Origin of the sequence: Mesorhizobium sp. M0011, from assembly GCF_040324155.1 — a bacterium.
GTDB lineage: Bacteria > Pseudomonadota > Alphaproteobacteria > Rhizobiales > Rhizobiaceae > Mesorhizobium.
The window spans coordinates 391,998-411,823 of sequence record NZ_JAMYVQ010000001.1 but is presented as its reverse complement, the minus strand read 5'-3'; the positions used below and the strand labels follow the sequence as shown (position 1 = coordinate 411,823).

Genomic DNA, 19,826 nt, shown 5'->3' with positions numbered 1-19,826 from the left:
GGCGTCACCCGGTTGCCGGCTACTTCGCCTTTCCCGGCAAAGCGATTGCGGCAAGCAGGCTGACAACGATGCCCGCCGCCGCCAGCCAGAAGGCGATCTGTATGCCGTCGGCTATCGCGGCCTTCAGTGCATCGCCGCTCAATCCGCCGACATGGCTGTTGGCGATCGCGATCAACGTCGCCATGCCGATCGCGTTGCCGATGTTGAGCGTCGTGCAGGCCATCCCCGAGGCGACGCCCTGTTCGTCGTGAGCCACGCCCGACGCGGCCGCGATCCACATGGCGGTCCAGACGATGCCCTGTCCGACACCGGAGATGATCAGCCCTGGAACGAGAGCCAGATAGAAGCTGTTGGCTGATGCTCCAAGGACCATCAGCGCCGTGCCGGCCGCCCCTATGACCATGCCGCCGACCAGGGTCGAGCGGGTTGAAAAGCGCGTTGCCAGGCGTTCACCGAGCTGCGTGCCGGCGGCGATGGCGATCGACGGCACCAGGAAGGCGAGGCCGGTTTCCAGCGCGGTGAAGCCATGCACGGTCTGCAACAGGACGGTGAGGAAATAGGGCAGGGCCCCGAACGTTCCCATGAACAGGAAGGTGATCGTCATGCCGGCGACGAGGCTGCGATTGCGGAACAGCCGCAGCGGCATCAGCGGGTCAGCGCTCTTCGCCTCAATCAGCGCGAAGGCGATGATGAAGATCGCTGCCAGCGCGGCGCTGGCGACGATCGCTGGCGAACCCCAGCCATATTCAGGTCCCTGGACCAGCGTGAAGACCAGCAATGTGGCGCCCGCAGTGACGGTCAGCGCGCCAGGCAGATCGAAGTTGCGGCGCTGGTGCCGCTTGGGATCGCGTGGAATGATGGCAAATGCGGCGATGATGGCTATGCCAGCCAGCAGCACATTGACGTAGAAGACCGACGACCAGCCGAAGGCGCCTGTCAGGAATCCACCGGCCAGTGAGCCAAGGGTGAGGCCGCTCGCGCCGGCACCGCCCCACACCGCCAGCGCCCTGTTGCGTTCCGGTCCTTCGGCAAACAGGCGATTGATCAGCGAGAGCGTCGCCGGGAACAGGAAAGCGCCGCCGATGCCTTGTACAGCGCGGGCAGCGATGATGATTTCCGGCGACCAGGCGAGGCCGCCGACCAGCGACGAAAGCGCATAGAGCCAGAGAGCGAAGATGAAAATGCGGCGCTGACCGATAAGGTCGGCGGCGCGGCCGCCGAACAGCAGAAAACCGCCGGTAAACACGGTGTAGGCGCTCACCACCCATTGCAAGGTCTGGCCGGAAAAGCCCAGCCCAGCCCCGATTTCGGGCAGCGCCACGAAGACGATGTTGATGTCGAGAGCGATGATAAGCTGGGCGAAGGCGAGCAATGCCAGCGTGGCGCCGCGCTTCGCGCCAACCCCTCCCTGTGTCGCAGTGGCGCCGAACGGCACCCCTTGATCGAGTGAACTCATGCCAATCTCCTTTTTATTCTTTATCGATCGACAAAGAATTGGGTTTGCAATCCGGAGTCAAGCGGATTATTTGTTGATCGATAAAGAAATGGAGACCGCGATGGCGGGACGGCCAAGGGAGTTCGACAGAGCCCAGGCTCTGCAGAAAGCGCGCGATGCCTTCTGGATGCGCGGCTACGAGGGCACCTCGATGGCCGACCTCGTGTCCATGCTTGGTCTGGCATCGGCGCGCATCTATGCCGCCTTTGGCTCGAAGGAGGATCTGTTTCGCGAAGCCGTTGTTCTCTACGAAACCAGCGAAGGAAGCTTCGCCACCAGCGCGCTTGCCGAGGAGCCGACCGCAAGGCGGTTTGTCGAGCGGTTGCTGCGCGATGCAATCGAAATCTACACAAGGCCGGACTTGCCGAAAGGCTGCATGGTCGTCTCGGCCGCCACCAACTGCGCCACGGAAAACGATAACGTGCTGCACTGGCTGGCCGAGCGCCGACTGGCGCGCAATGCATTGATTGTCGAGCGCCTGAGAAAGGGCGTTCGCGACGGCGACCTCAAGCCGGATACTGATCCGGAAGCGCTTGGCGACTACTACACCACGCTGTTGTTTGGCCTCTCTGTGCAGGCGCGCGACGGGGTGCCGAAGAAGCGGCTGCATGACCTGATCACCGTGGCGATGCCTGCACTCGACGGTTTCGTCTCACAGCCTTGAGTCTTGCTTCTGGCGCCTCGCGATTTCGACTGCAATTGGCTCGACAAGCTGCCCTGCCGCAAATTATCTATAAACATGGCAAAGGGCACGGACGACACCATCGCGGTGCGCATCAGCAAGGTTCTGGCGGACCGGATCATTTCCGGTGCGATCGAGCCAGGGGCCAGGCTTCGGCAGGATCATATCGCCGAGGAATTCCAAACCAGCCATGTTCCGGTGCGCGAGGCCTTCCGCCGTCTCGAGGCGCAGGGACTGGCCATCGGCGAGCCGCGCCGCGGCGTGCGTGTCGCGTCTTTCGATCTGGGCGAGGTCAAGGAGGTCGCCGAAATGCGGGCAGCACTCGAAGTGCTGGCGCTGCGCCACGCCGCGCCGCATCTGACATCGGCCATTCTCGATCTCGCCGAGGAGGCGACCAAGGCCGGCGACAAGTCCCGCGATGTCAGGTCGTGGGAAGAGGCCAACCGCGCCTTCCACCGCTTGATCCTGTCGCCATGCGGCATGCCGCGCCTGCTCGCGACCATCGACGACCTGCACGCGGCAAGCGCCCGTTTCCTGTTCGCGGCATGGCGGTCGGAGTGGGAGACGCGCACCGATCAGGACCATCGCGCGATCCTCACCGCCTTGCGGCAGGGAAACACCGAATCCGCGGCCGTCACACTGGGGCGGCACGTCCAATGGATTGGCCGCAAGCCGGTCAGGACGGCTTCCGGAACGACGCGCGAAGCCTTCGCCATAGTAGGTTAGACGGCCTCCGCCAAAGCCAGGGCTTGCAATCCCCAGGGAAGTGTGGATTCGATAATAGATCGAAAACAGAAATTATCTATAATTTGCAATCGATCGAAGGAATCCCAATGACAGACGTCGCATTCTCACCCGGCAAGCCGTCGTTCAGTCCGCTCCAGCTCCAGGATCGTTCTCTTGCCTGGCAGGTTGGAGCCGTCGTGCTTGGCACGCTGTTCCTGGCGCTGGCGTCCTATATCGAGGTGCCGATGGTGCCGGTCCCGGTAAACATGCAGACCTTTGCGGTGACCCTAATCGGCGCCCTCTATGGCTGGCGGCTTGGCGCGCTCACCATCGCCGCCTGGCTGGTCGAGGGTGCGGTCGGCTTTCCGGTTCTGTCCGGAGGGGCAGCGGGTGCGGCGCATTTCGTCGGGCCGACGGGTGGCTATCTCTTCGCCTTCCCGCTTGTCGGCGCACTGGTCGGCTGGCTGGCCGAACGCGGCTGGAACGGCAAAAGGGTGATGCTTGCCTTCGTCGCCATGCTGCTTGGCAACCTTGCCTGCCTTGTGCTGGGCACAGCATGGCTTGCCGTCATGATTGGAGCCGAACAGGCCGTTACCTTCGGCCTCCTGCCGTTCATCGTTGGCGGCTTGCTCAAGTCAGCGCTGGGTGCCGCGACCCTCATGGCCCTTCCCGGCGGCAAGGCGAAGCCGGCCAATCCGTGACGATCAGGCTGCGCGCCCATCACCTCCTTTGCCTGCTCACCTATGTGGGCAAGGGATACAGCCCCGCCTTCATCGCCAATTATGATCGCGTCGCGGAGCGCCTGAGCCGGGGCGAGGGCATCCTCCTCGTTTCCGGCCCCGACGATGTCTGCGCTCCCTTGCTCGACGAGCCGGAACCGCATTGTCTCAACGAGAGTGTCGTCGAGCGGGACCGGCTCGCCGCGCTGGATGTAGAGGAATTGCTGGCGCGGCCAATCCGTGTCGGCACCCACCTCGATCTCGACACGGGGACCTTAGCCCGGATGCGGCAGGCGTTTTCGGCTGGCCTTCTACGCAAGGCCTGCGGCGGCTGCGAATGGAACGAACTGTGCAGCACGATAGCGGCCGGTGGATATAGCGACACGCTGGTGCAGCGGTCCGCCTCGCCAGCCGAGGGTTGATATTGGCGCCGAGCTCAAGGGTCGAAGCTGTGATATATTCGGCGCTGCGCAGGGCCATGGCCGAAATTCAAAATCGGAAAACTGCCCCCTGTCGCCATGATTTGTTAATCGGGTGCCCGGATTGTGAATTCGAGGCGGATTGAAGCGCGACCCCAAAAAGGCCATGCTTTGCCTGGAAAGATCGAGTCTACGCCGATCCCGCTGATGCGGAGATGGCGCCTGGCTGAAAGGGATACGATGCGGCAAGGATGTGCGCGCTGGCTGACAAGGCTGGCAATTGTGACAGGCATGACGATCTCGGCTTTGCCGGCCTATGCCAAGCAGACCAGCGAACCGGTCAAGATCACGTCATTTTCGGGCGCCTATCTGGCAGCCCGGATCGCCGAAGGCGATAACGACCTCGACAGCGCCATCGCCTACTACAAGCAAGCATTGGCCTTTGACCCGAGCGACACCGGCCTGCAGCAGAGCCTGATGCTGTCGCTGATCGCGCAAGGGCGCTTCGACGAGTCCCTGGTCTATGCCGACAAGCTCAAGGAAGTGCCTGACGTCGAGCGTTTCTCGCGCTTGGCGCTCGCCGTCGATTCCTTCCACAAGAAGGATTTCACCAAGGCGCAGTACTGGCTCAAGCTGTCGCTGGAATCCGATCTCGACCGGTTGATCTCCGGGGTGATGTCCGGCTGGGCGCAGCAAGGCGCCGGCGCGCCTGCCGATGCGATGGCGTCCATCGACAAGCTGCAGGGGCCGGATTGGTTCGGCCTGTTCAAGTCGTTCCACCGCGCCCTGATCGCTGATGCATCCGGCATGCCCGAAAAGGCCGAGGCGATCTATGCCGCGACCATGCAGGATACCGCCGCCGGCGGTGCCGCTCCCGAAACCTGGATGCGCAATGCCCAGGCCTACGCCTCGTTCCTGGTCCGCAAGGGCGACAAGACCAAGGCGCTGTCGGTGCTCGACCAGGCCGAGGCGTTTTCGCCGGGCAAGCTGGAAATCGTCGCCTTGCGCGACCGAATTGCAAAAGGCGACAAGATTGCGCCGCTGGTTGCCGGTCCATCCGATGGCGCCTCCGAAATCCTGCTCGACCTCGCCACCGCGCTCAACCGTGGTGGCGGCGAGCCCTTCGTCCGCCTCTATCTGCAATATGCGCTTGCTTTGAAGCCAGATAGCGACGCTGCCCTTGTGCAACTCGCCGCCGTGTCCGAGCAATTGAAGGACGGCGAAGGTGCCATCGCGCTCTATCGCCGGATTCCCGCCGCTTCGCCGCTGAAGGAGCTTTCGGACCTGCAACTCGGCCTCAATCTTGCCGATCTCGACCGTCACGAAGAAGCGATCACCCATCTGAAAGCCTTGGTCGACGCCCATCCCAATGACATGCGCGCCTATCTGGCGCTCGGTGGCGTCTATTCCTCGAAGGACGATTTCCGTTCGGCCGCCACTCTCTACGATAAGGCCGTCGAGGTGCTGAAGGCGCCGACCGCGGCCAACTGGAACATCTTCTACCAGCGCGGCATCGCTTATGAACGTCTGAAGGAATGGCCCAAGGCCGAGCCGAACTTCCGCAAGGCGCTGGAACTGTTCCCCGACCAGCCGCAGGTGTTGAACTATCTCGGCTATTCCTGGGTCGACATGAACATGAACCTCAAGGAAGGCCTGGCGATGATTCAAAAGGCCGTCGACCTCAGGCCGAGCGACGGTTACATCGTCGATTCGCTGGGTTGGGCCTATTTCCGCCTCGGCAGGTTCGATGACGCGGTGCGCGAAATGGAACGCGCCGTGTCGCTGAAGCCGGAAGATCCGGTTCTCAACGATCACCTCGGCGACGCCTACTGGCGCGTCGGCCGCAAGCTGGAAGCCACCTTCCAGTGGAACCAGGCTCGCGACCTGAAGCCGGATCCCGATGTGCTGGCCAACTTGCAGCAGAAGCTGATGAAGGGCCTGCCGCCGATCGAATCCAACACGGCGCAGGAGACCCCGAAGGTCAAGCCGGAGCCGGTGCCCGCCCCGAAGGGATGAAGTCAGCCATTTGAATTCAACGCAAGCGGGGCTCTTTCGGAGTCCCGTTTTCGTTTGAACCGTATTAGGCTGGCTGCCTCAGAAGAGCTTGCGATAGACGACGAAGCCGGAGTGTTCGGCGACCTTGTCGTAAAGCTTCATCGCCGTGTGATTGGTCTCATGCGTCAGCCAGTACACGCGGCCCGAGCCGGCCGCCTGGGCGCGCTCGTAGACGCCCTCGATCAGCGCCCGTCCGATGCCTTTGCCACGCGATGCCTGCGTGGTGAAAAGGTCCTGCAGATAGCAATTCGGTGCGATCGCCGTGGTGCTGCGATGGAAGAGATAGTGCACGAGGCCGAGAAGCTGTCCCTCGCCTTCGGCCACCAGCGCGTGGACCGGCTCATAGGCATCGAAGAAACGAGACCATGTCATCTGGGTAATCTCACCCGGCAGGGCCGTTTCGCCCGAGCGGCCATAAAATGCATTGTAGCCATCCCACAGCGGCAGCCATTGCTCGAAATCCTGTCGCGCGACAGGGCGGATGACGATCGGGCTGGGCATGGCTGAAACCTGTTGTCGTTGCTGCACAGGCAAACAGAGCGTAGGCCCGAGAGATGGGCAATGGGCCAGCCCCTGCAAAGCTTTCAACATTGTCCATAATGTCGGGGTGACGGCATCGGCGTGCCTTGCTTGACGCTTTGCTGCTGGGTCTCTAGGACGTGCCGGCAAGCTAGCCTGTGCTGTCGAGGCCACCCGTGACAATTGAAATCCCCGCCCATATGCATCCCAGCCGCTCGTTCCAGGGGCTGATCCTGACCTTGCACAACTATTGGGCGGCCTATGGCTGCGTCATCCTGCAGCCCTACGACATGGAAGTCGGCGCCGGCACGTTTCATCCGGCAACGACGCTGCGCGCGCTCGGCCCAAAACGCTGGAACGCTGCCTATGTCCAACCCTCGCGTCGTCCCAAGGATGGCCGCTATGGCGAGAACCCGAACCGGCTGCAGCATTATTACCAGTACCAGGTGATCCTGAAGCCGAACCCGCCCAATTTGCAGGAACTCTATCTCGGCTCGCTGGCGGCGATCGGCGTCGATCCGCTGCTGCACGACATCCGCTTCGTCGAGGATGATTGGGAAAGCCCGACGCTGGGCGCCTGGGGTCTCGGCTGGGAATGCTGGTGCGACGGCATGGAAGTCTCGCAGTTCACCTATTTCCAGCAGGTCTGCGGCATCGAATGCGCGCCTGTGGCCGGCGAACTAACTTACGGGCTGGAGCGGCTGGCCATGTATGTGCAGGGCGTCGACAATGTCTACGACCTCAATTTCAACGGCCGCGAAGGCGCCGACAAGGTCACCTATGGCGATGTCTTCCTGCAGGCCGAGCAGGAATATTCGCGCCACAATTTCGAATACGCCAACACGGCGATGCTTCTGCGCCACTTCGAGGACGCCGAGGCCGAGTGCAAGGCGCTGCTCGACGCCGGCGCGCCGGCATCGAACGACAATCTGCCGATGCACCGCATGGTTTTCCCGGCCTACGACCAGTGCATCAAGGCCAGCCATGTCTTCAACCTGCTCGACGCACGCGGCGTGATTTCGGTCACCGAGCGGCAGAGCTATATCCTGCGGGTGCGCAATCTGGCCAAGGCTTGCGGTGAGGCATTTTTGAAGACGCAGGCGGGTGGCTTGGCGGCCTGAGTCTCAGGCCCGCTTCATCATCTCGAAGGAAGCTTTGATCGGCAGTATGTTCTGGCTGCTGGCACCGTCGATCGTGCGCAATGCCTGTCGAACGCCTGGCATCGAGAAGGCACCGTGAGCCTGCGCGGTGAAGCAGGCGCCGAGTGCGAGGATCTGCAGAAGTCTGGATGCCGTTTTCATGATCGTTGAGCCAAATGTTCCCTGCCTGAGCGTGGGTCGCTTCAGCGCTGCGTTCGGTTCATGGAAATCTTTGATCCAAGGACGGGTGGCGTGGTCTCGTCCCGACAGGGCGGTCAAAATTTGTGTAAAGGGTGACAGCAGCCAGCCGAGTTGCTATGCCCCGCCCGGACCACTCTCCCGCATGAGCTGACCCCGATGCCTGACCTGCTTCTAGAACTTCGCTCCGAGGAAATCCCTGCGCGCATGCAGCGCAAGGCGGCGGGTGATCTCAGGAAGATGCTGACCGACGGTTTGGTCGAGGCGGGACTGACCTATGAGGCGGCGCGCGAGTACTGGACGCCGCGGCGGCAGACCCTCGACATCAGGGGCCTGACCGCGCGCTCGAAGGATATAAGCGAAGAGATCAAGGGGCCTTCGACATCGGCGCCTGAACAGGCGGTCCAGGGTTTCCTGCGCAAGGCCGGACTTTCCTCGATCGCCGAGGCGCATGTCCATTCCGATCCGAAGAAAGGCGATTTTTATGTCGCCCACATTTCGAAGCCGGGCAGGGCGGCGGAGGAGATCATCGCCGAACTGGTGCCGGGCATCATCCGCAATTTTCCGTGGCCGAAATCGATGCGCTGGGGGCCGGCCTCGGCCAAGCCCGGTTCACTGCGCTGGGTACGGCCGCTGCAATCGATCCTGTGCACCTTCGGCCCGGAAACAGAGGAGCCTGTCGTGGTCGATTTCGAGATCGACGGCATCCGCTCCGGCAACATCACCTATGGCCACCGCTTCCATGCGCCGGATGCCATCACGGTGCGCCGCTTCGACGACTATGTCTCCAAGCTGGAAGCGGCCAAGGTCGTGCTCGATGCCGACCGGCGCAAGGAGATCATCCTTGCCGATGCCCGCAATCTCGCCTTCGCCAACGGGCTTGATCTGGTTGAGGACGAAGGGCTGCTGGAGGAAGTGTCCGGGCTGGTCGAATGGCCGGTCGTGCTGATGGGCGAGTTCGAGGAGGCATTCCTCGCCATTCCAGCCGAAGTGATCCGGCTGACCATTCGCGCCAACCAGAAATGCTTTGTGACGCGGCCGCAGGGTTTCGACGACGCGCTTTCCAATCGCTTCATCCTCACCGCCAATATCGAAGCGAGGGATGGCGGCAAGGAGATCGCCCACGGCAATGGCAAGGTGGTGCGCGCCCGCCTGTCCGATGCGCTCTATTTCTGGACGACCGACCAGGGCGACTTGCCTGACCTGCGTGAGCTCGAGGCATCGGCGGAAAAATTCGGGCTTGATCTCAAGAAGCCGCTCGACCAGCGCATGGCCCGCCTCGACCATCTCGGCGTGACTTTCCACGCCAAGCTCGGCACGCAAGGCGAACGGGTGGAGCGGATTGCGCGGCTTGCCGAGGAACTGGCGCCGATCATCGGCGCCGATCCGGCACTGGCGCGGCGCGCTGCCGTCTTGGCCAAGGCCGATCTCACCACCGAAGTCGTTGGCGAGTTCCCAGAACTGCAAGGCGCAATGGGCCGCAAATATGCATTGCTGCAAGGCGAACATGCTTCGGTCGCCGCTGCCGCAGAGGAACACTACAAGCCACAAGGCCCATCCGATTATGTGCCCAGCGATCCGGTGTCGGTCGCAGTCGCGCTCGCCGACAAGCTCGACACGCTGGTCGGCTTCTGGGCGATCGACGAAAAGCCGACCGGCTCGAAGGATCCGTATGCGCTGAGACGCGCGGCTCTGGGGGTGGTGAGGATAATTGTCGAGAACGGCATCAGGCTGACGCTTCGCACCGTGTTCGCGCTCAGTATGGCCCGATACGTGGTTGGCGATCATTTTCGGAAATTGGATCGGCAGACTGAGGCAGCTCAGCATTTGGCCGATCTTGGGGTAGGAGAGAAGACCGTTCGTGATTTGAACAAAATGGTTGAACGAGAACAGGCTCCAAGCCGGGCTGAACGTATTATCTCGGAAACCCAAGAGAGAGCTCTGCAAATAGCCGCTGACCTCCTCGCCTTCTTCCACGATCGCCTGAAAGTCTACCTCCGCGACCAGGGCGCACGCCACGATCTGATCGATGCCGTCATCACGCCGCAGTCCGACGGCTTGCTGCAGATCGTCCGCCGCGTCGAGGCGCTCGGCTCCTTCCTCGACACCGAGGACGGCAAAAACCTGCTCGCCGGCACCAAGCGTGCGGCCAACATTCTGGCCGCCGAGGAGAAGAAGAAAACGGCGGTCGCCGAAACCGTTGAGCCGGCGCTGTTGCGCGAGGATGCCGAGAAATCGCTGTTTGCGGCGGTGAATCAGGCTGAGAAGCAAGCCGGCGAAGCGATTCAAAACGATGACTTTTCCGGCGCGCTGCTCGCGCTTAGCGTGTTGCGCGAGCCGGTTGATTCATTCTTTGAGCATGTTCTCGTGAATGATGAGGACCAGGCCGTGCGCGCCAACCGCCTGGCGCTGCTCGCCCGCATCCGCGCGGCCACCGGTCAGGTCGCGGATTTCTCCAGGATCGCAGGTTAAGGCGAAGAAAATATTCTCTGCTGCCGGCCGTTCGAGCCGGCTTACAGTCATATGGCGATGATCTCTCCGTGGCAAAAGGGACATGTTCCCCAACCCCACGGAGGCTTCCATGAATTCCGATCACGACATCGAAGTGACAGAAGAAACCCCGGCTTCCGCCGAGGCGCTTGAATCCGCTTCCGAAACCATCCTCGATCATGCCGCCGCCGCAGCGGTCGAAGCCGCTGACCTGTCTGATGACGACGAAGACGGCGACGATGAAGATGGCTAAGAGTCCACCGAAACTGCCACGCTCTCGGATGACGACGAAGATGAAGACGACGAGGACGAAGACGAAGACGACGCCGAGGATAGCGTGAAGGCTGAAGGCGACGAGTCCGAAGAAGACGATGACAAGGAAAAAGCGGCCTGATTTTTTCAGCCGCCGGTTCCATCGATGGCAAGGCGGTGCTGAGGCGCCGCCTTTTCCTGTCAGTCGTCCCCGAAGCCGACTGTCAGCCGCCCCGGGCGACGGCCCGGTCAGTTCTCGAGAATGCTGACGCGCACGCTGTTTTCGTAGACATCGACCTGGATCAGCGGTTCGCCATTGACGATGGCGCGCTTGGTCGAGGAACTCATCGCGCCGCCGCGTTCCAGCATGCGTTGCAGGTCGGCGCGCTGGCCGTTGGTCCTGAACCAGCCATCACCCTCGTCGTCGCTGTCACGGCGGTGGAATTTGTGCCAGTTGGCGCGGTCCTGCCGCACCATCTGCGCGGCATTGTCCAGCGCATAGCCGTCACTCGCCTGATGGTCGCGATCGGAAATGCGCGCGACATAAGATCCCAGCATGTCGTCGGCGTGAGCTGCGACGACGCCAAGCAGTGACGCCAGCAGAAGGCCAGCCCCGGTTACGATTCCAGCTTTTCTCATGGTCCCCCCCTTTACCCCCTAGTGATGAAATCCCGTCTGCCAAAACCGCCTGGCGAAATACAGGCGATGGCGTCCTGCGGCTGACATAAACCGAAACGGGGTTTGCTTGGCAATGGTGCGCCGGTCGCCAGACCGCCGTCAAGTCACGCCATCGATGTCAGCCTGTCTTCAAGCCGGGGCTATTTGGTGTAGCCGTTGGGAGGCATGCGCTGACCTGCAGCCGGCGCCGGGGGACTCGGCGGGGTGGGTTGGTTCTCGGTCCCCGAAGGGGCTGCGGAGGCGGTGGCCGTTGCCGGCGCCGTGCCAGCGGCCGGCGCAGTACCTGTCGCTGGTGCAGCGGTTGGCGCCGGTGCCGGGAAGTCGGGACCGGTAACGCCGCCACGAATGACCATCGGGCCCGGCTGGAAGCCGTGCCCGGTCGCGGGCTTGTCCGGGATCGCCGCCACCTTTTCATCGGTGACGTCGGGCTGCGCTTCCCCTTTTGCCACCACCGACCGCGCATCGCTGGCGTTGACTGCATCGGCGGTTCCAGGCTGGTTGGGGGCGCCGATCCTGACGATCGATGGTGTGGAGGATGGCGTGCCTGGAAAAACCAGGGATGACGCCTGGGCTTCGCCGGCCGCAGCAGCAAGAATGATACCCAGCAAGATACGCGCAGACACTGATATCGCTCCCCTTTGCCCAGAAGCTGTTCGATAGCAGGCCGGAATTGATGCCGGCTTTCGTGGAAACATAGCATTTTAGGGATTGATAAATCGCCAATGCTCCTGCTCGCCAACAATCGGTTACCCAACAGCCGACTTGCCCAACGGCCGCCATCGTACTACGCACCCCGCATCTGTGAGGTGACGAGAGTGGCTGAAATACTTGGCTCGGGCGAGGCGCTGGAGCGGGCGCTGGCGCTGCTCAGGGAGGGCGATGTCGTCGCCATCCCGACGGAAACCGTCTACGGGCTGGCCGGCGACGCCACCAACGGCATCGGCGTGGCGCGCATCTTCGAGGCCAAGGGCCGGCCACGCTTCAACCCGCTGATTGCCCATGTCGCAGACATGGCGATGGCAGAGCGCCTCGCGATGTTCGATCCGCTGTCCAGGAAACTGGCGCTGGCATTCTGGCCAGGTCCGCTGACGCTGGTGCTGCCGCAACGGCCCGGCAACGGCATCCATCCGCTGGTCACCGCCGGGCTCGATACGATTGCCTTGCGCATGCCGAGGGGCTTTGGCGGCGACCTGATCGCCAGGCTCGGCCGCCCGCTTGCCGCGCCCAGCGCCAATTCATCCGGCAGGATCAGCGCGACGACCGCGCAAGCGGTGGCGGCCGATCTCGGCGCGCGGATCAAGCTGGTCGTCGATGGAGGCGCGACCCCGATCGGGCTGGAATCGACCATCATCAAGGCCGAAGGAAACAGATTGCGGCTGCTGAGGCCCGGCGGCATCGCCGCCGAGGAGATTGAGGCGGCTATCGGCATGGAGCTGTTGCGCGGCGGCACCGCCGGTATCGAGGCGCCGGGCATGCTTGCCTCGCACTATGCGCCAGGTGCTGCGATGCGGCTCCATGCCGGCACGGTCGGCGAGGGCGAGGCTTTGCTCGGCTTCGGCAGCCAGAGGGCGCAAGGCTGGCGCCGCGCCGAAGCCTTCCTCAATTTGTCCGAAACCGGTGACCTGCGCGAAGCGGCGAGCAATCTGTTCGCCTATATGCAGGAGCTTGACCGCAGCGGCGCGCGGACCATCGCCGTCGAGCCGGTTCCCTTCGACGGGCTCGGCGAAGCGATCAACGATCGGCTGTCGCGTGCCGCCGCCCCTCGTGACATCCCACAACCCGCAACATAGTTTTTCCCCATGACCGAAATCACAGAGACACTCGATCCCGCTCTCATCGATCGCTTCACGGCGATCGTCGGCGACAAATATGCGCTGCGTGAAGAGCAGGATATCGCGCCTTACCTCGTTGAACGGCGCGGGCTCTGGCACGGCGCGACATCGTTGGTGCTGCGGCCGGGCAGCGTCGACGAAGTCAGCCGGATCATGCGGCTGGCGACCGAGACAGGCACGCCGATCGTGCCGCAAAGCGGTAACACCGGCCTGGTCGGCGCCCAGGTGCCGGACAGGTCCGGGCGCGAAATCGTCCTGTCGCTGTCGCGGCTGAACCGCATCCGTGAAATCGATGTCTTGTCCAACACTGTGACGGTCGAGGCCGGTGTCATCCTGCAGACGCTGCAGGAGGCGGCCGACGCCGCCGACCGGCTGTTTCCACTGTCGCTGGCCGCGCAAGGCTCCTGCCAGATCGGCGGCAATCTTTCCTCCAATGCCGGCGGCACCGGAGTGCTTGCCTATGGCAATGCGCGCGAACTCTGTCTCGGTGTCGAGGTGGTGCTGCCGACCGGCGAGGTGTTCGACGACCTGCGCAAGCTGAAGAAGGACAACACCGGCTACGATCTGAAAAACCTGTTCGTCGGTGCCGAAGGCACGCTCGGCGTCATCACCGCCGCCGTGCTCAAGCTGTTCCCGAAGCCGAAGGGGCGCGAAGTCGCCTTCGTCGGCCTGTCGTCGCCCGAGGCAGCACTTTCGCTGTTCAGCCTGGCCATGGACCGTGCCGGGGCAGCACTCACCGCTTTCGAACTGATCGGCAAGCGGCCCTATGATTTCACGCTGGCGCATGCCCAGGGCGTGGTGCGGCCGCTGATCGAGGACTGGCCGTGGTACGTGCTGATGCAGATTTCGTCCGGTCGTTCATCGGAGGATTCGAGAGCCTTGATCGAGGACGTGCTTTCGGCCGGCCTTGAACAGGAATTCGTCGGCGACGCCGTCATTGCCGCGAGTCTCACGCAGGGCGATGCCTTCTGGAATTTCCGCGAGCTGCTGCCCGAGGCGCAGAAGCCGGAGGGCGCCTCGATCAAGCACGACATTTCGGTGCCTATTGCATCGATTCCGCGTTTCATCGCGGAGGCTGCCGGCGCCGTGGCGTCGGTGAGCGCCGGTGCCCGCGTCGTCTGCTTCGGCCATATGGGCGACGGCAATCTCCACTACAACATTTCGCGGCCCGTCGACGGCGACGATGAGGCGTTCCTCGCTCTCTATCATCCCATGAACAAGGCGGTGCACGATGTGGTGCGCAGCCTGCACGGTTCGATCTCGGCCGAGCACGGCATCGGCCAGTTGAAACGCGACGAACTGATCGCCACCGCGCCGCCGATGGCGATCGATCTGATGCGAAGGGTTAAGGCCGCTTTCGACCCGGCCGGCATCATGAATCCGGGTAAGGTTATCTGATCCTTTCGACATCTTGTGGCTGGTGGGATTCCGATAACCATCCCTGAGATCAGCAAAATTTAACCGACTTTCTTAAGCGGGGCGGTAAGGAGCCCGCGCTACTGTCTCCATACAAACGAGGCCGGAAAAACCGGCCCGGAGAGAACCGGACACCGGCTCTCAGGAGACAGACAGGAAGGCCACTCTATGAACACCGGACTGAAGCCAGTCTGGGCGGGACGCAACATGCGTCTCGACCCATTCCGCCTGCCGCAAGTGGTGAGCTACGCGACTCGCGACGACTACGGCGATGTAACCTTCACCATCGACCAGCGCGGCGCCGTGATCCGCCGCCTGCTCGAGATGAGCGGCCTGCCCGCAATCATCGTTCTGCCCGCCAATGCGTTCCGCGGCGTTGCCGCCCGCGCCATGGAAGACCCGGACGGCAATGTCACGGTGACCCTGGAACTCCTGCACAACGACCCGATGCTGTCGGTGCCGCTGCTTGTGGCCGACGATCTCGACGATGTCGCAGCCGACTGGCGCGCCTGGGCCGACGCTTACCGTCTGCCGATGCTGCTGATCGAATCGGACGGCGTTGCCCGCACCCTGGAAGAATCGCTCGGCGCCGCCATCAAGACGCTGCCGCCGCAGGATAGGCGCAAGGGGCGGATTTCGAACACGCGCCGCCCGCGTTTCCTCGCTCGCCGCAGAGCGGGCGCCCTCGGTCTCAGGCTGGTCATCGACGGCCAGGAGATTATTTCGCGCGACTGAGCATGATCCCGCTGGGAATGCTGAGACGGGAAGCCGCTAAACCAGCGGCTTCAGCGCCACCCACACAGCGCCGCCGATCAGGCCGAGGAAGATCAGCCAGCCGACCTGGTTGTTCGACCTGAACAGTCGCAGGCATTGGTCCGTATTGTCGATATCCAGAACCGCGATCTGCCGCGCCATATGGGCGCCGGCGGCAATCAGCCCGGCCAGCGCCACCACCGGCGCCTGCGCCGACGCGAAGGCGATCGCAAAACAGATCAGCGCGCCACCATAAAGCCCTGCCAGCCACGACTTGGTGTTGTCGCCGAACAAGCGTGCCGTCGAGCGCACGCCGACGATGGCGTCATCTTCCTTGTCCTGATGCGCGTAGATCGTGTCGTAGCCGATCACCCACAGGATCGAGCCGATATAAAGCATGATGGCAGGCCCATCGAGATCGCCGAACTCGACCGCCCATCCCATCAGCGCGCCCCAGGAAAAGGCAAGGCCAAGCACCAGTTGCGGCCAGTTGGTTATCCGCTTCATGAATGGATAGATGGCGATGACCGCCAGTGAGCAGATGCCGAGCAGGACGGCGAAGCTGTTGAACTGGATGAGCACGACGAGGCCGACCAGAGCCTGCAGGACGAGAAACAGCCATGCCCGCCGGCGGGTCGCCTTGCCCGACGGCAGCGGTCGCGAGCGCGTGCGCTCCACCTGGCTGTCGATGTCCTCGTCGACGAGGTCGTTGTAGGTGCAGCCGGCGCCACGCATGGCGATGGCCCCGACCAGGAAAAGCACGAGATACACTGGTGCCGGCAGCAGTGAGAGCAGCGGGTCGCCGGGACGCGGATAGGCGCTTGCCGCCAAGGCCGCCGACCACCAGCACGGCCACAGCAGCAGCTGCCAGCCTATCGGCCTGTCCCATCGGGCAAGCTGCGCATACGGCCATATCGAGCGCGGCAGCACGCGGTAGACCCAATGGCCGTTCGGCGCATCGGCGACACGGCCCTGGGCCGCTTTCGACTGGATGTTTTCCATGTCCATGGAGTGGCAGCAGCGGCAGAAACCGTCAAGCGGCAAGCGGGAGAGTGGTGCACGTCAGCCTTTCACGAGGCAAAGATGTCGCGGGTGGCGAACCAGTCCCTGGCCACCTCGACGAAGGCCAGCGCTGCATTCGACACACGCTGATGCGTGTCATAGGTGAGCAGGATCCGCTGCATGGGCAGCGGATCGGACAGCGGCTTGCAGATGAGCGGCAGGCCGTCATAGCTGCGGTCGCCGTGCGGGCGGGTGTAGCTGACCGCGACTCCGAATCGTTGGCGACCATGCTCCGCTGCAGTTCGAACGAGCTTGTCGTCGTATCGGCCACCGGCGAAAGGCCGCGGCTGCGGAACAGGTCGAGCATGTGCTGCCAGCTGTGCGGCTGGTCCGTCGTGATCAGCGGATAGGCGGCCAAATCGGCAAGGCTGACCGTTGGCCGGTCCGCCAGGGCATGGCCTGCCGGCAACAGCGCATGCGGGCGAAGTTCGCGCAACAGGATGCGGGCGAAATGCGTCGGCAGGCTGAGGTCATAAGTCAGGCCGAGATCGATGGCCGCATCACCCAGCCGTCGTCCCAGGGTCTCGAACGTCTCGTCGCGAACGACGATTTTGACGGCCGGATAGCGTTCGGAGAAGGCGCGGATCAAAGCCGGCGCGAAGAAAGGCGCCAGATCCTCGAAGCATCCCAGCACCAACTCACCCGCGACAGCCGATTTGCTTGAACCCAGGCCGACGAGTTCGTCCGTTTCGGTGAGAACCTGCCTTGCCTTGGCCACGACGGCGCGGCCGAACGATGTCGGCGACACGCCGCTTCCGCGCTGGCGGACGAACAGCTTCTGGCCGAAATTCTTTTCGACCGCGTCGATCGCCACCGAAATCGACGGCTGAGAGACGTTCAGCATCTTTGCCGCGCCGGTGACGCTGCCGTGACGCGCCACGGCAACCAGATAGCGCAGCTGCGTGAGGGTTACACTCATAGGAGTACTCTATATGTCGGATGGAAAGTTATTATTTTACTGAATGAATTGATATTGCGATAATGGCTTCATTCCAAGAGGAGAACGCCATGGCTTCCCAGACTGCCATCCTCGACGCCACCATGATCGGCGCGTCCACGATTGCCGACTATCAGCGTGACGGCGCTGTCTGCATTCGCGGCGCCTTCAAGGGCTGGGTCGACACGATTGCCGCCGGCATCGAACGCAACATGCAGAACCGCAGCGCCACCGCATCCGACATCGCCAACGGCCGCGGCAGTTTCTTCGACGACTACTGCAACTGGGAGCGCATCCCCGAATTCGTCAGCCTGGTGCGGGGTTCGCCAGCCGCCGAACTGGCGGCGGCGGTGATGCAGTCGCGCACCGCACAGTTCTTCCACGATCATGTGCTGGTCAAGGAACCCGGCACGCAGAAGCCGACGCCCTGGCATCAGGACATCCCCTACTATTTCGTCGATGGCCGGCAGACGGTGAGCTTCTGGATACCCATCGACCCGGTGAAGGAAGCGACGCTGCGGCTGATTGCCGGCTCGCACAAATGGGACAAGATGATCCTGCCGGTGCGCTGGCTCGACGACAGCAATTTCTATGCCGGCGAAGGCGACTATCTGCCGGTGCCCGATCCCGACAATGATCCGTCGCTGAAAGTGCTCGAGTGGGAAATGGAGCCGGGCGACGCCATCCTGTTCGACTTCAGGACCGCGCACGGCGCCCGTGGCAATATGACCGCGGCGCGGCGCCGGGCGCTGTCGCTGCGCTGGGTCGGTGACGATGCGCGCTATGTCGAGCGGCCGGGCCGCACCTCGCCGCCCTATCATGGCCATGGCATGCAGCCGGGACAGAGATTGCGCGAGGATTGGTTTCCGGTGGTCTACCAGGGCTGAGGCGGCAGCCAGAATATGAGCGCCGGTATTCGAGGCCCATATTCTGGCTGGGGTAACGTTCCCGTGCGCAATTCCGATCAAAACACCCTGATGCCTTGACCCGTCGCCCGGAGAGCAATAGCGGGTGCTCCAAGAGACTGTTTCGAAATTCGCGCTGGCGAGTCATATGGTGGTGGTTTCGAGAACCGTAGCGGAGCGGACATTTGGTCCGTGAGCAACGGAAGCGCAGAAAACGCCATCAGATGGCCGCCAGAGCAGAATTTCGGCATCAAGAGGTGGCCATGAACGTTCTTCTTCTGGGCTCCGGCGGCCGCGAACATGCGCTCGCCTGGAAGATTGCCGCATCACCGCTGCTGACAAAGCTCTATGCGGCTCCCGGCAACCCGGGCATCGGCAGCGAGGCTGAGCTGGTGAAGCTGGATTTAGCCGACCACGCCGCCGTGGCCGCGTTCTGCCGGGAGAAAAAAATCGACCTCGTGGTGGTCGGTCCGGAGGGGCCGCTGGTCGCCGGCATTGCCGACGATCTGCGCGCCGAAAATATCCGCGTCTTCGGTCCCTCCAAGGCTGCCGCACAGCTGGAAGGTTCGAAGGGATTCACCAAGGACCTCTGTGCCCGCTACGACATCCCGACTGCCGCCTATGGCCGCTTCAGTGATCTGGCCTCGGCCAAGGCCTATGTCGAAAAGACCGGAGCGCCGATCGTCATCAAGGCCGACGGGCTCGCTGCCGGCAAGGGCGTCACCGTCGCCATGACGCTCAGTGAAGCACAGGCAGCACTCGATGCCTGTTTCGATGGTTCCTTCGGCGCCGCCGGCGCGGAAGTTGTGGTCGAGGAATTCATGACCGGCGAGGAGGCGAGCTTCTTCTGTCTCTGCGACGGTAACACCGCGCTGCCCTTCGGCACCGCGCAGGATCACAAGCGCGTCGGCGATGGCGACACTGGCCCCAACACAGGCGGCATGGGCGCCTATTCGCCGGCCCCGGTGATGACGCCGGAACTGGTCGAACGCACCATGCGCGAGATCATCGAGCCGACCATGCGCGGCATGGCCGAACTTAGCGCGCCGTTCTCCGGCGTGCTGTTTGCCGGGCTGATGATCACCGACAAGGGACCGAGGCTGATCGAATACAACACCCGTTTCGGCGACCCGGAATGCCAGGTGCTGATGATACGGCTGAAGGACGATCTGCTGGTCCTGCTCAACGCGGCGACCGACGGCCAGCTTGCGCATACTTCGGTGCGCTGGCGCGACGAGGCGGCCTTGACCGTGGTGATGGCGGCGAGAGGCTATCCCGGAACACCGGAAAAAGGCTCGGTCATCCGCGGCGTCGAAGACGCGGCGAGCGACGGTGTCGAGATCTTCCACGCCGGTACCGCCATCAATGGCGGCGCGCTGGTTGCCAATGGCGGCCGCGTCCTCAACGTGACGGCATCAGGCGCCACGGTCGGCGAGGCACAGAAACGAGCCTATGCTGCCCTCGACCGCATTGATTGGCCGGACGGGTTCTGCCGCCGCGATATCGGCTGGCAGGCCGTGGCGCGCGAACAGGGAACCTGAAGTTCCGC

General features: G+C 63.1%; 19 protein-coding genes and 1 pseudogene. 13 read left to right on the top strand and 7 right to left on the bottom strand.

Features of this window, described 5'->3' with window-relative positions:
• Positions 1–19 precede the first annotated feature (19 nt).
• Positions 20–1,456: an MFS transporter gene (locus tag NKK51_RS01955; protein WP_023808662.1), complete on the bottom strand. Its 1,437-nt coding sequence runs from the start codon at positions 1,454–1,456 to the stop codon at positions 20–22.
• 100 nt (positions 1,457–1,556) lie between these two features.
• On the opposite strand from NKK51_RS01955, the gene NKK51_RS01950 reads away from it, so the two are divergent.
• From NKK51_RS01950 to NKK51_RS01930, 5 genes are all read left to right on the top strand, one after another.
• On the top strand, positions 1,557–2,159 hold the full coding sequence (locus tag NKK51_RS01950) for a TetR/AcrR family transcriptional regulator (protein ID WP_023808661.1): 603 nt from the start codon (positions 1,557–1,559) through the stop codon (positions 2,157–2,159).
• A 75-nt stretch (positions 2,160–2,234) separates the two neighbouring features.
• Positions 2,235–2,903 (top strand): GntR family transcriptional regulator, encoded by a 669-nt coding sequence (locus tag NKK51_RS01945; protein ID WP_127290934.1) that lies wholly within the window; start codon positions 2,235–2,237, stop codon positions 2,901–2,903.
• Between the two features lie 107 nt (positions 2,904–3,010).
• Entirely contained in the window at positions 3,011–3,604 is a 594-nt protein-coding gene (locus NKK51_RS01940) for a biotin transporter BioY (protein ID WP_352550876.1), read from the top strand.
• Positions 3,601–4,044 carry a DUF1284 domain-containing protein gene (locus NKK51_RS01935; RefSeq protein WP_352550874.1) on the top strand — a complete coding sequence of 148 codons (444 nt, stop codon included), beginning with the start codon at positions 3,601–3,603 and terminating at the stop codon, positions 4,042–4,044. The genes NKK51_RS01940 and NKK51_RS01935 overlap by 4 nt, the downstream gene beginning before the upstream one ends.
• Before the next feature lie 237 nt (positions 4,045–4,281).
• Complete coding sequence (locus NKK51_RS01930) at positions 4,282–6,057, top strand: tetratricopeptide repeat protein (protein ID WP_352550872.1); 1,776 nt, start codon at positions 4,282–4,284, stop codon at positions 6,055–6,057.
• A gap of 78 nt (positions 6,058–6,135) precedes the next feature.
• Here the strand turns inward: NKK51_RS01930 and NKK51_RS01925 are convergent, their stop codons facing one another.
• A complete protein-coding gene (locus NKK51_RS01925) occupies positions 6,136–6,597 on the bottom strand; it encodes a GNAT family N-acetyltransferase (RefSeq protein WP_023808656.1) in 462 nt (153 codons plus the stop codon).
• A gap of 218 nt (positions 6,598–6,815) precedes the next feature.
• Here NKK51_RS01925 and NKK51_RS01920 point away from each other — a divergent pair, with 218 nt between their 5' ends.
• Positions 6,816–7,736, top strand: a complete 921-nt coding sequence (locus tag NKK51_RS01920; RefSeq protein ID WP_056581147.1) for a glycine--tRNA ligase subunit alpha — start codon at positions 6,816–6,818, stop codon at positions 7,734–7,736.
• Between the two features lie 3 nt (positions 7,737–7,739).
• Here NKK51_RS01920 and NKK51_RS01915 read toward each other — a convergent pair whose 3' ends face one another.
• Positions 7,740–7,916 (bottom strand): hypothetical protein, encoded by a 177-nt coding sequence (locus NKK51_RS01915; protein ID WP_164755492.1) that lies wholly within the window; start codon positions 7,914–7,916, stop codon positions 7,740–7,742.
• A gap of 195 nt (positions 7,917–8,111) precedes the next feature.
• Between NKK51_RS01915 and glyS the strand changes: the two genes are divergently transcribed.
• Both glyS and NKK51_RS01905 read left to right on the top strand, forming a co-directional pair.
• Complete coding sequence (gene glyS / locus NKK51_RS01910; protein ID WP_352550869.1) at positions 8,112–10,424, top strand: glycine--tRNA ligase subunit beta; 2,313 nt, start codon at positions 8,112–8,114, stop codon at positions 10,422–10,424.
• Positions 10,425–10,533: 109 nt separating this feature from the next.
• On the top strand, positions 10,534–10,695 hold the full coding sequence (locus NKK51_RS01905; protein WP_352550867.1) for a hypothetical protein: 162 nt from the start codon (positions 10,534–10,536) through the stop codon (positions 10,693–10,695).
• A 248-nt stretch (positions 10,696–10,943) separates the two neighbouring features.
• Here the strand turns inward: NKK51_RS01905 and NKK51_RS01900 are convergent, their stop codons facing one another.
• A complete protein-coding gene (locus NKK51_RS01900; RefSeq protein WP_023808652.1) occupies positions 10,944–11,333 on the bottom strand; it encodes a hypothetical protein in 390 nt (129 codons plus the stop codon).
• A 179-nt stretch (positions 11,334–11,512) separates the two neighbouring features.
• On the bottom strand, positions 11,513–11,995 hold the full coding sequence (locus NKK51_RS01895) for a hypothetical protein (RefSeq protein WP_128302477.1): 483 nt from the start codon (positions 11,993–11,995) through the stop codon (positions 11,513–11,515).
• Positions 11,996–12,187: 192 nt separating this feature from the next.
• Between NKK51_RS01895 and NKK51_RS01890 the strand changes: the two genes are divergently transcribed.
• From NKK51_RS01890 to NKK51_RS01880, 3 genes are all read left to right on the top strand, one after another.
• Positions 12,188–13,162, top strand: coding sequence for an L-threonylcarbamoyladenylate synthase (locus NKK51_RS01890; RefSeq protein ID WP_164892811.1), 975 nt, complete (start codon positions 12,188–12,190; stop codon positions 13,160–13,162).
• Between the two features lie 9 nt (positions 13,163–13,171).
• Positions 13,172–14,602 (top strand): FAD-binding oxidoreductase, encoded by a 1,431-nt coding sequence (locus NKK51_RS01885; protein WP_023808649.1) that lies wholly within the window; start codon positions 13,172–13,174, stop codon positions 14,600–14,602.
• Positions 14,603–14,788: 186 nt separating this feature from the next.
• Positions 14,789–15,355, top strand: a complete 567-nt coding sequence (locus NKK51_RS01880; RefSeq protein ID WP_023808648.1) for a DUF6101 family protein — start codon at positions 14,789–14,791, stop codon at positions 15,353–15,355.
• 36 nt (positions 15,356–15,391) lie between these two features.
• Here the strand turns inward: NKK51_RS01880 and ubiA are convergent, their stop codons facing one another.
• Together ubiA and NKK51_RS01870 are read right to left on the bottom strand one after the other, a co-directional pair.
• Positions 15,392–16,375, bottom strand: coding sequence for a 4-hydroxybenzoate octaprenyltransferase (ubiA, locus tag NKK51_RS01875; protein WP_352550984.1), 984 nt, complete (start codon positions 16,373–16,375; stop codon positions 15,392–15,394).
• Positions 16,376–16,443: 68 nt separating this feature from the next.
• A pseudogene (locus tag NKK51_RS01870) lies at positions 16,444–17,354 on the bottom strand (LysR family transcriptional regulator).
• Between the two features lie 89 nt (positions 17,355–17,443).
• Between NKK51_RS01870 and NKK51_RS01865 the strand changes: the two are divergent.
• The gene (locus NKK51_RS01865) at positions 17,444–18,259 is read left to right on the top strand and encodes a phytanoyl-CoA dioxygenase family protein (protein WP_352550865.1); all 816 of its coding nucleotides are present in this window, start codon (positions 17,444–17,446) and stop codon (positions 18,257–18,259) included.
• Positions 18,260–18,540: 281 nt separating this feature from the next.
• Positions 18,541–19,818 (top strand): phosphoribosylamine--glycine ligase, encoded by a 1,278-nt coding sequence (gene purD, locus NKK51_RS01860; protein WP_352550863.1) that lies wholly within the window; start codon positions 18,541–18,543, stop codon positions 19,816–19,818.
• Positions 19,819–19,826 lie beyond the last annotated feature (8 nt).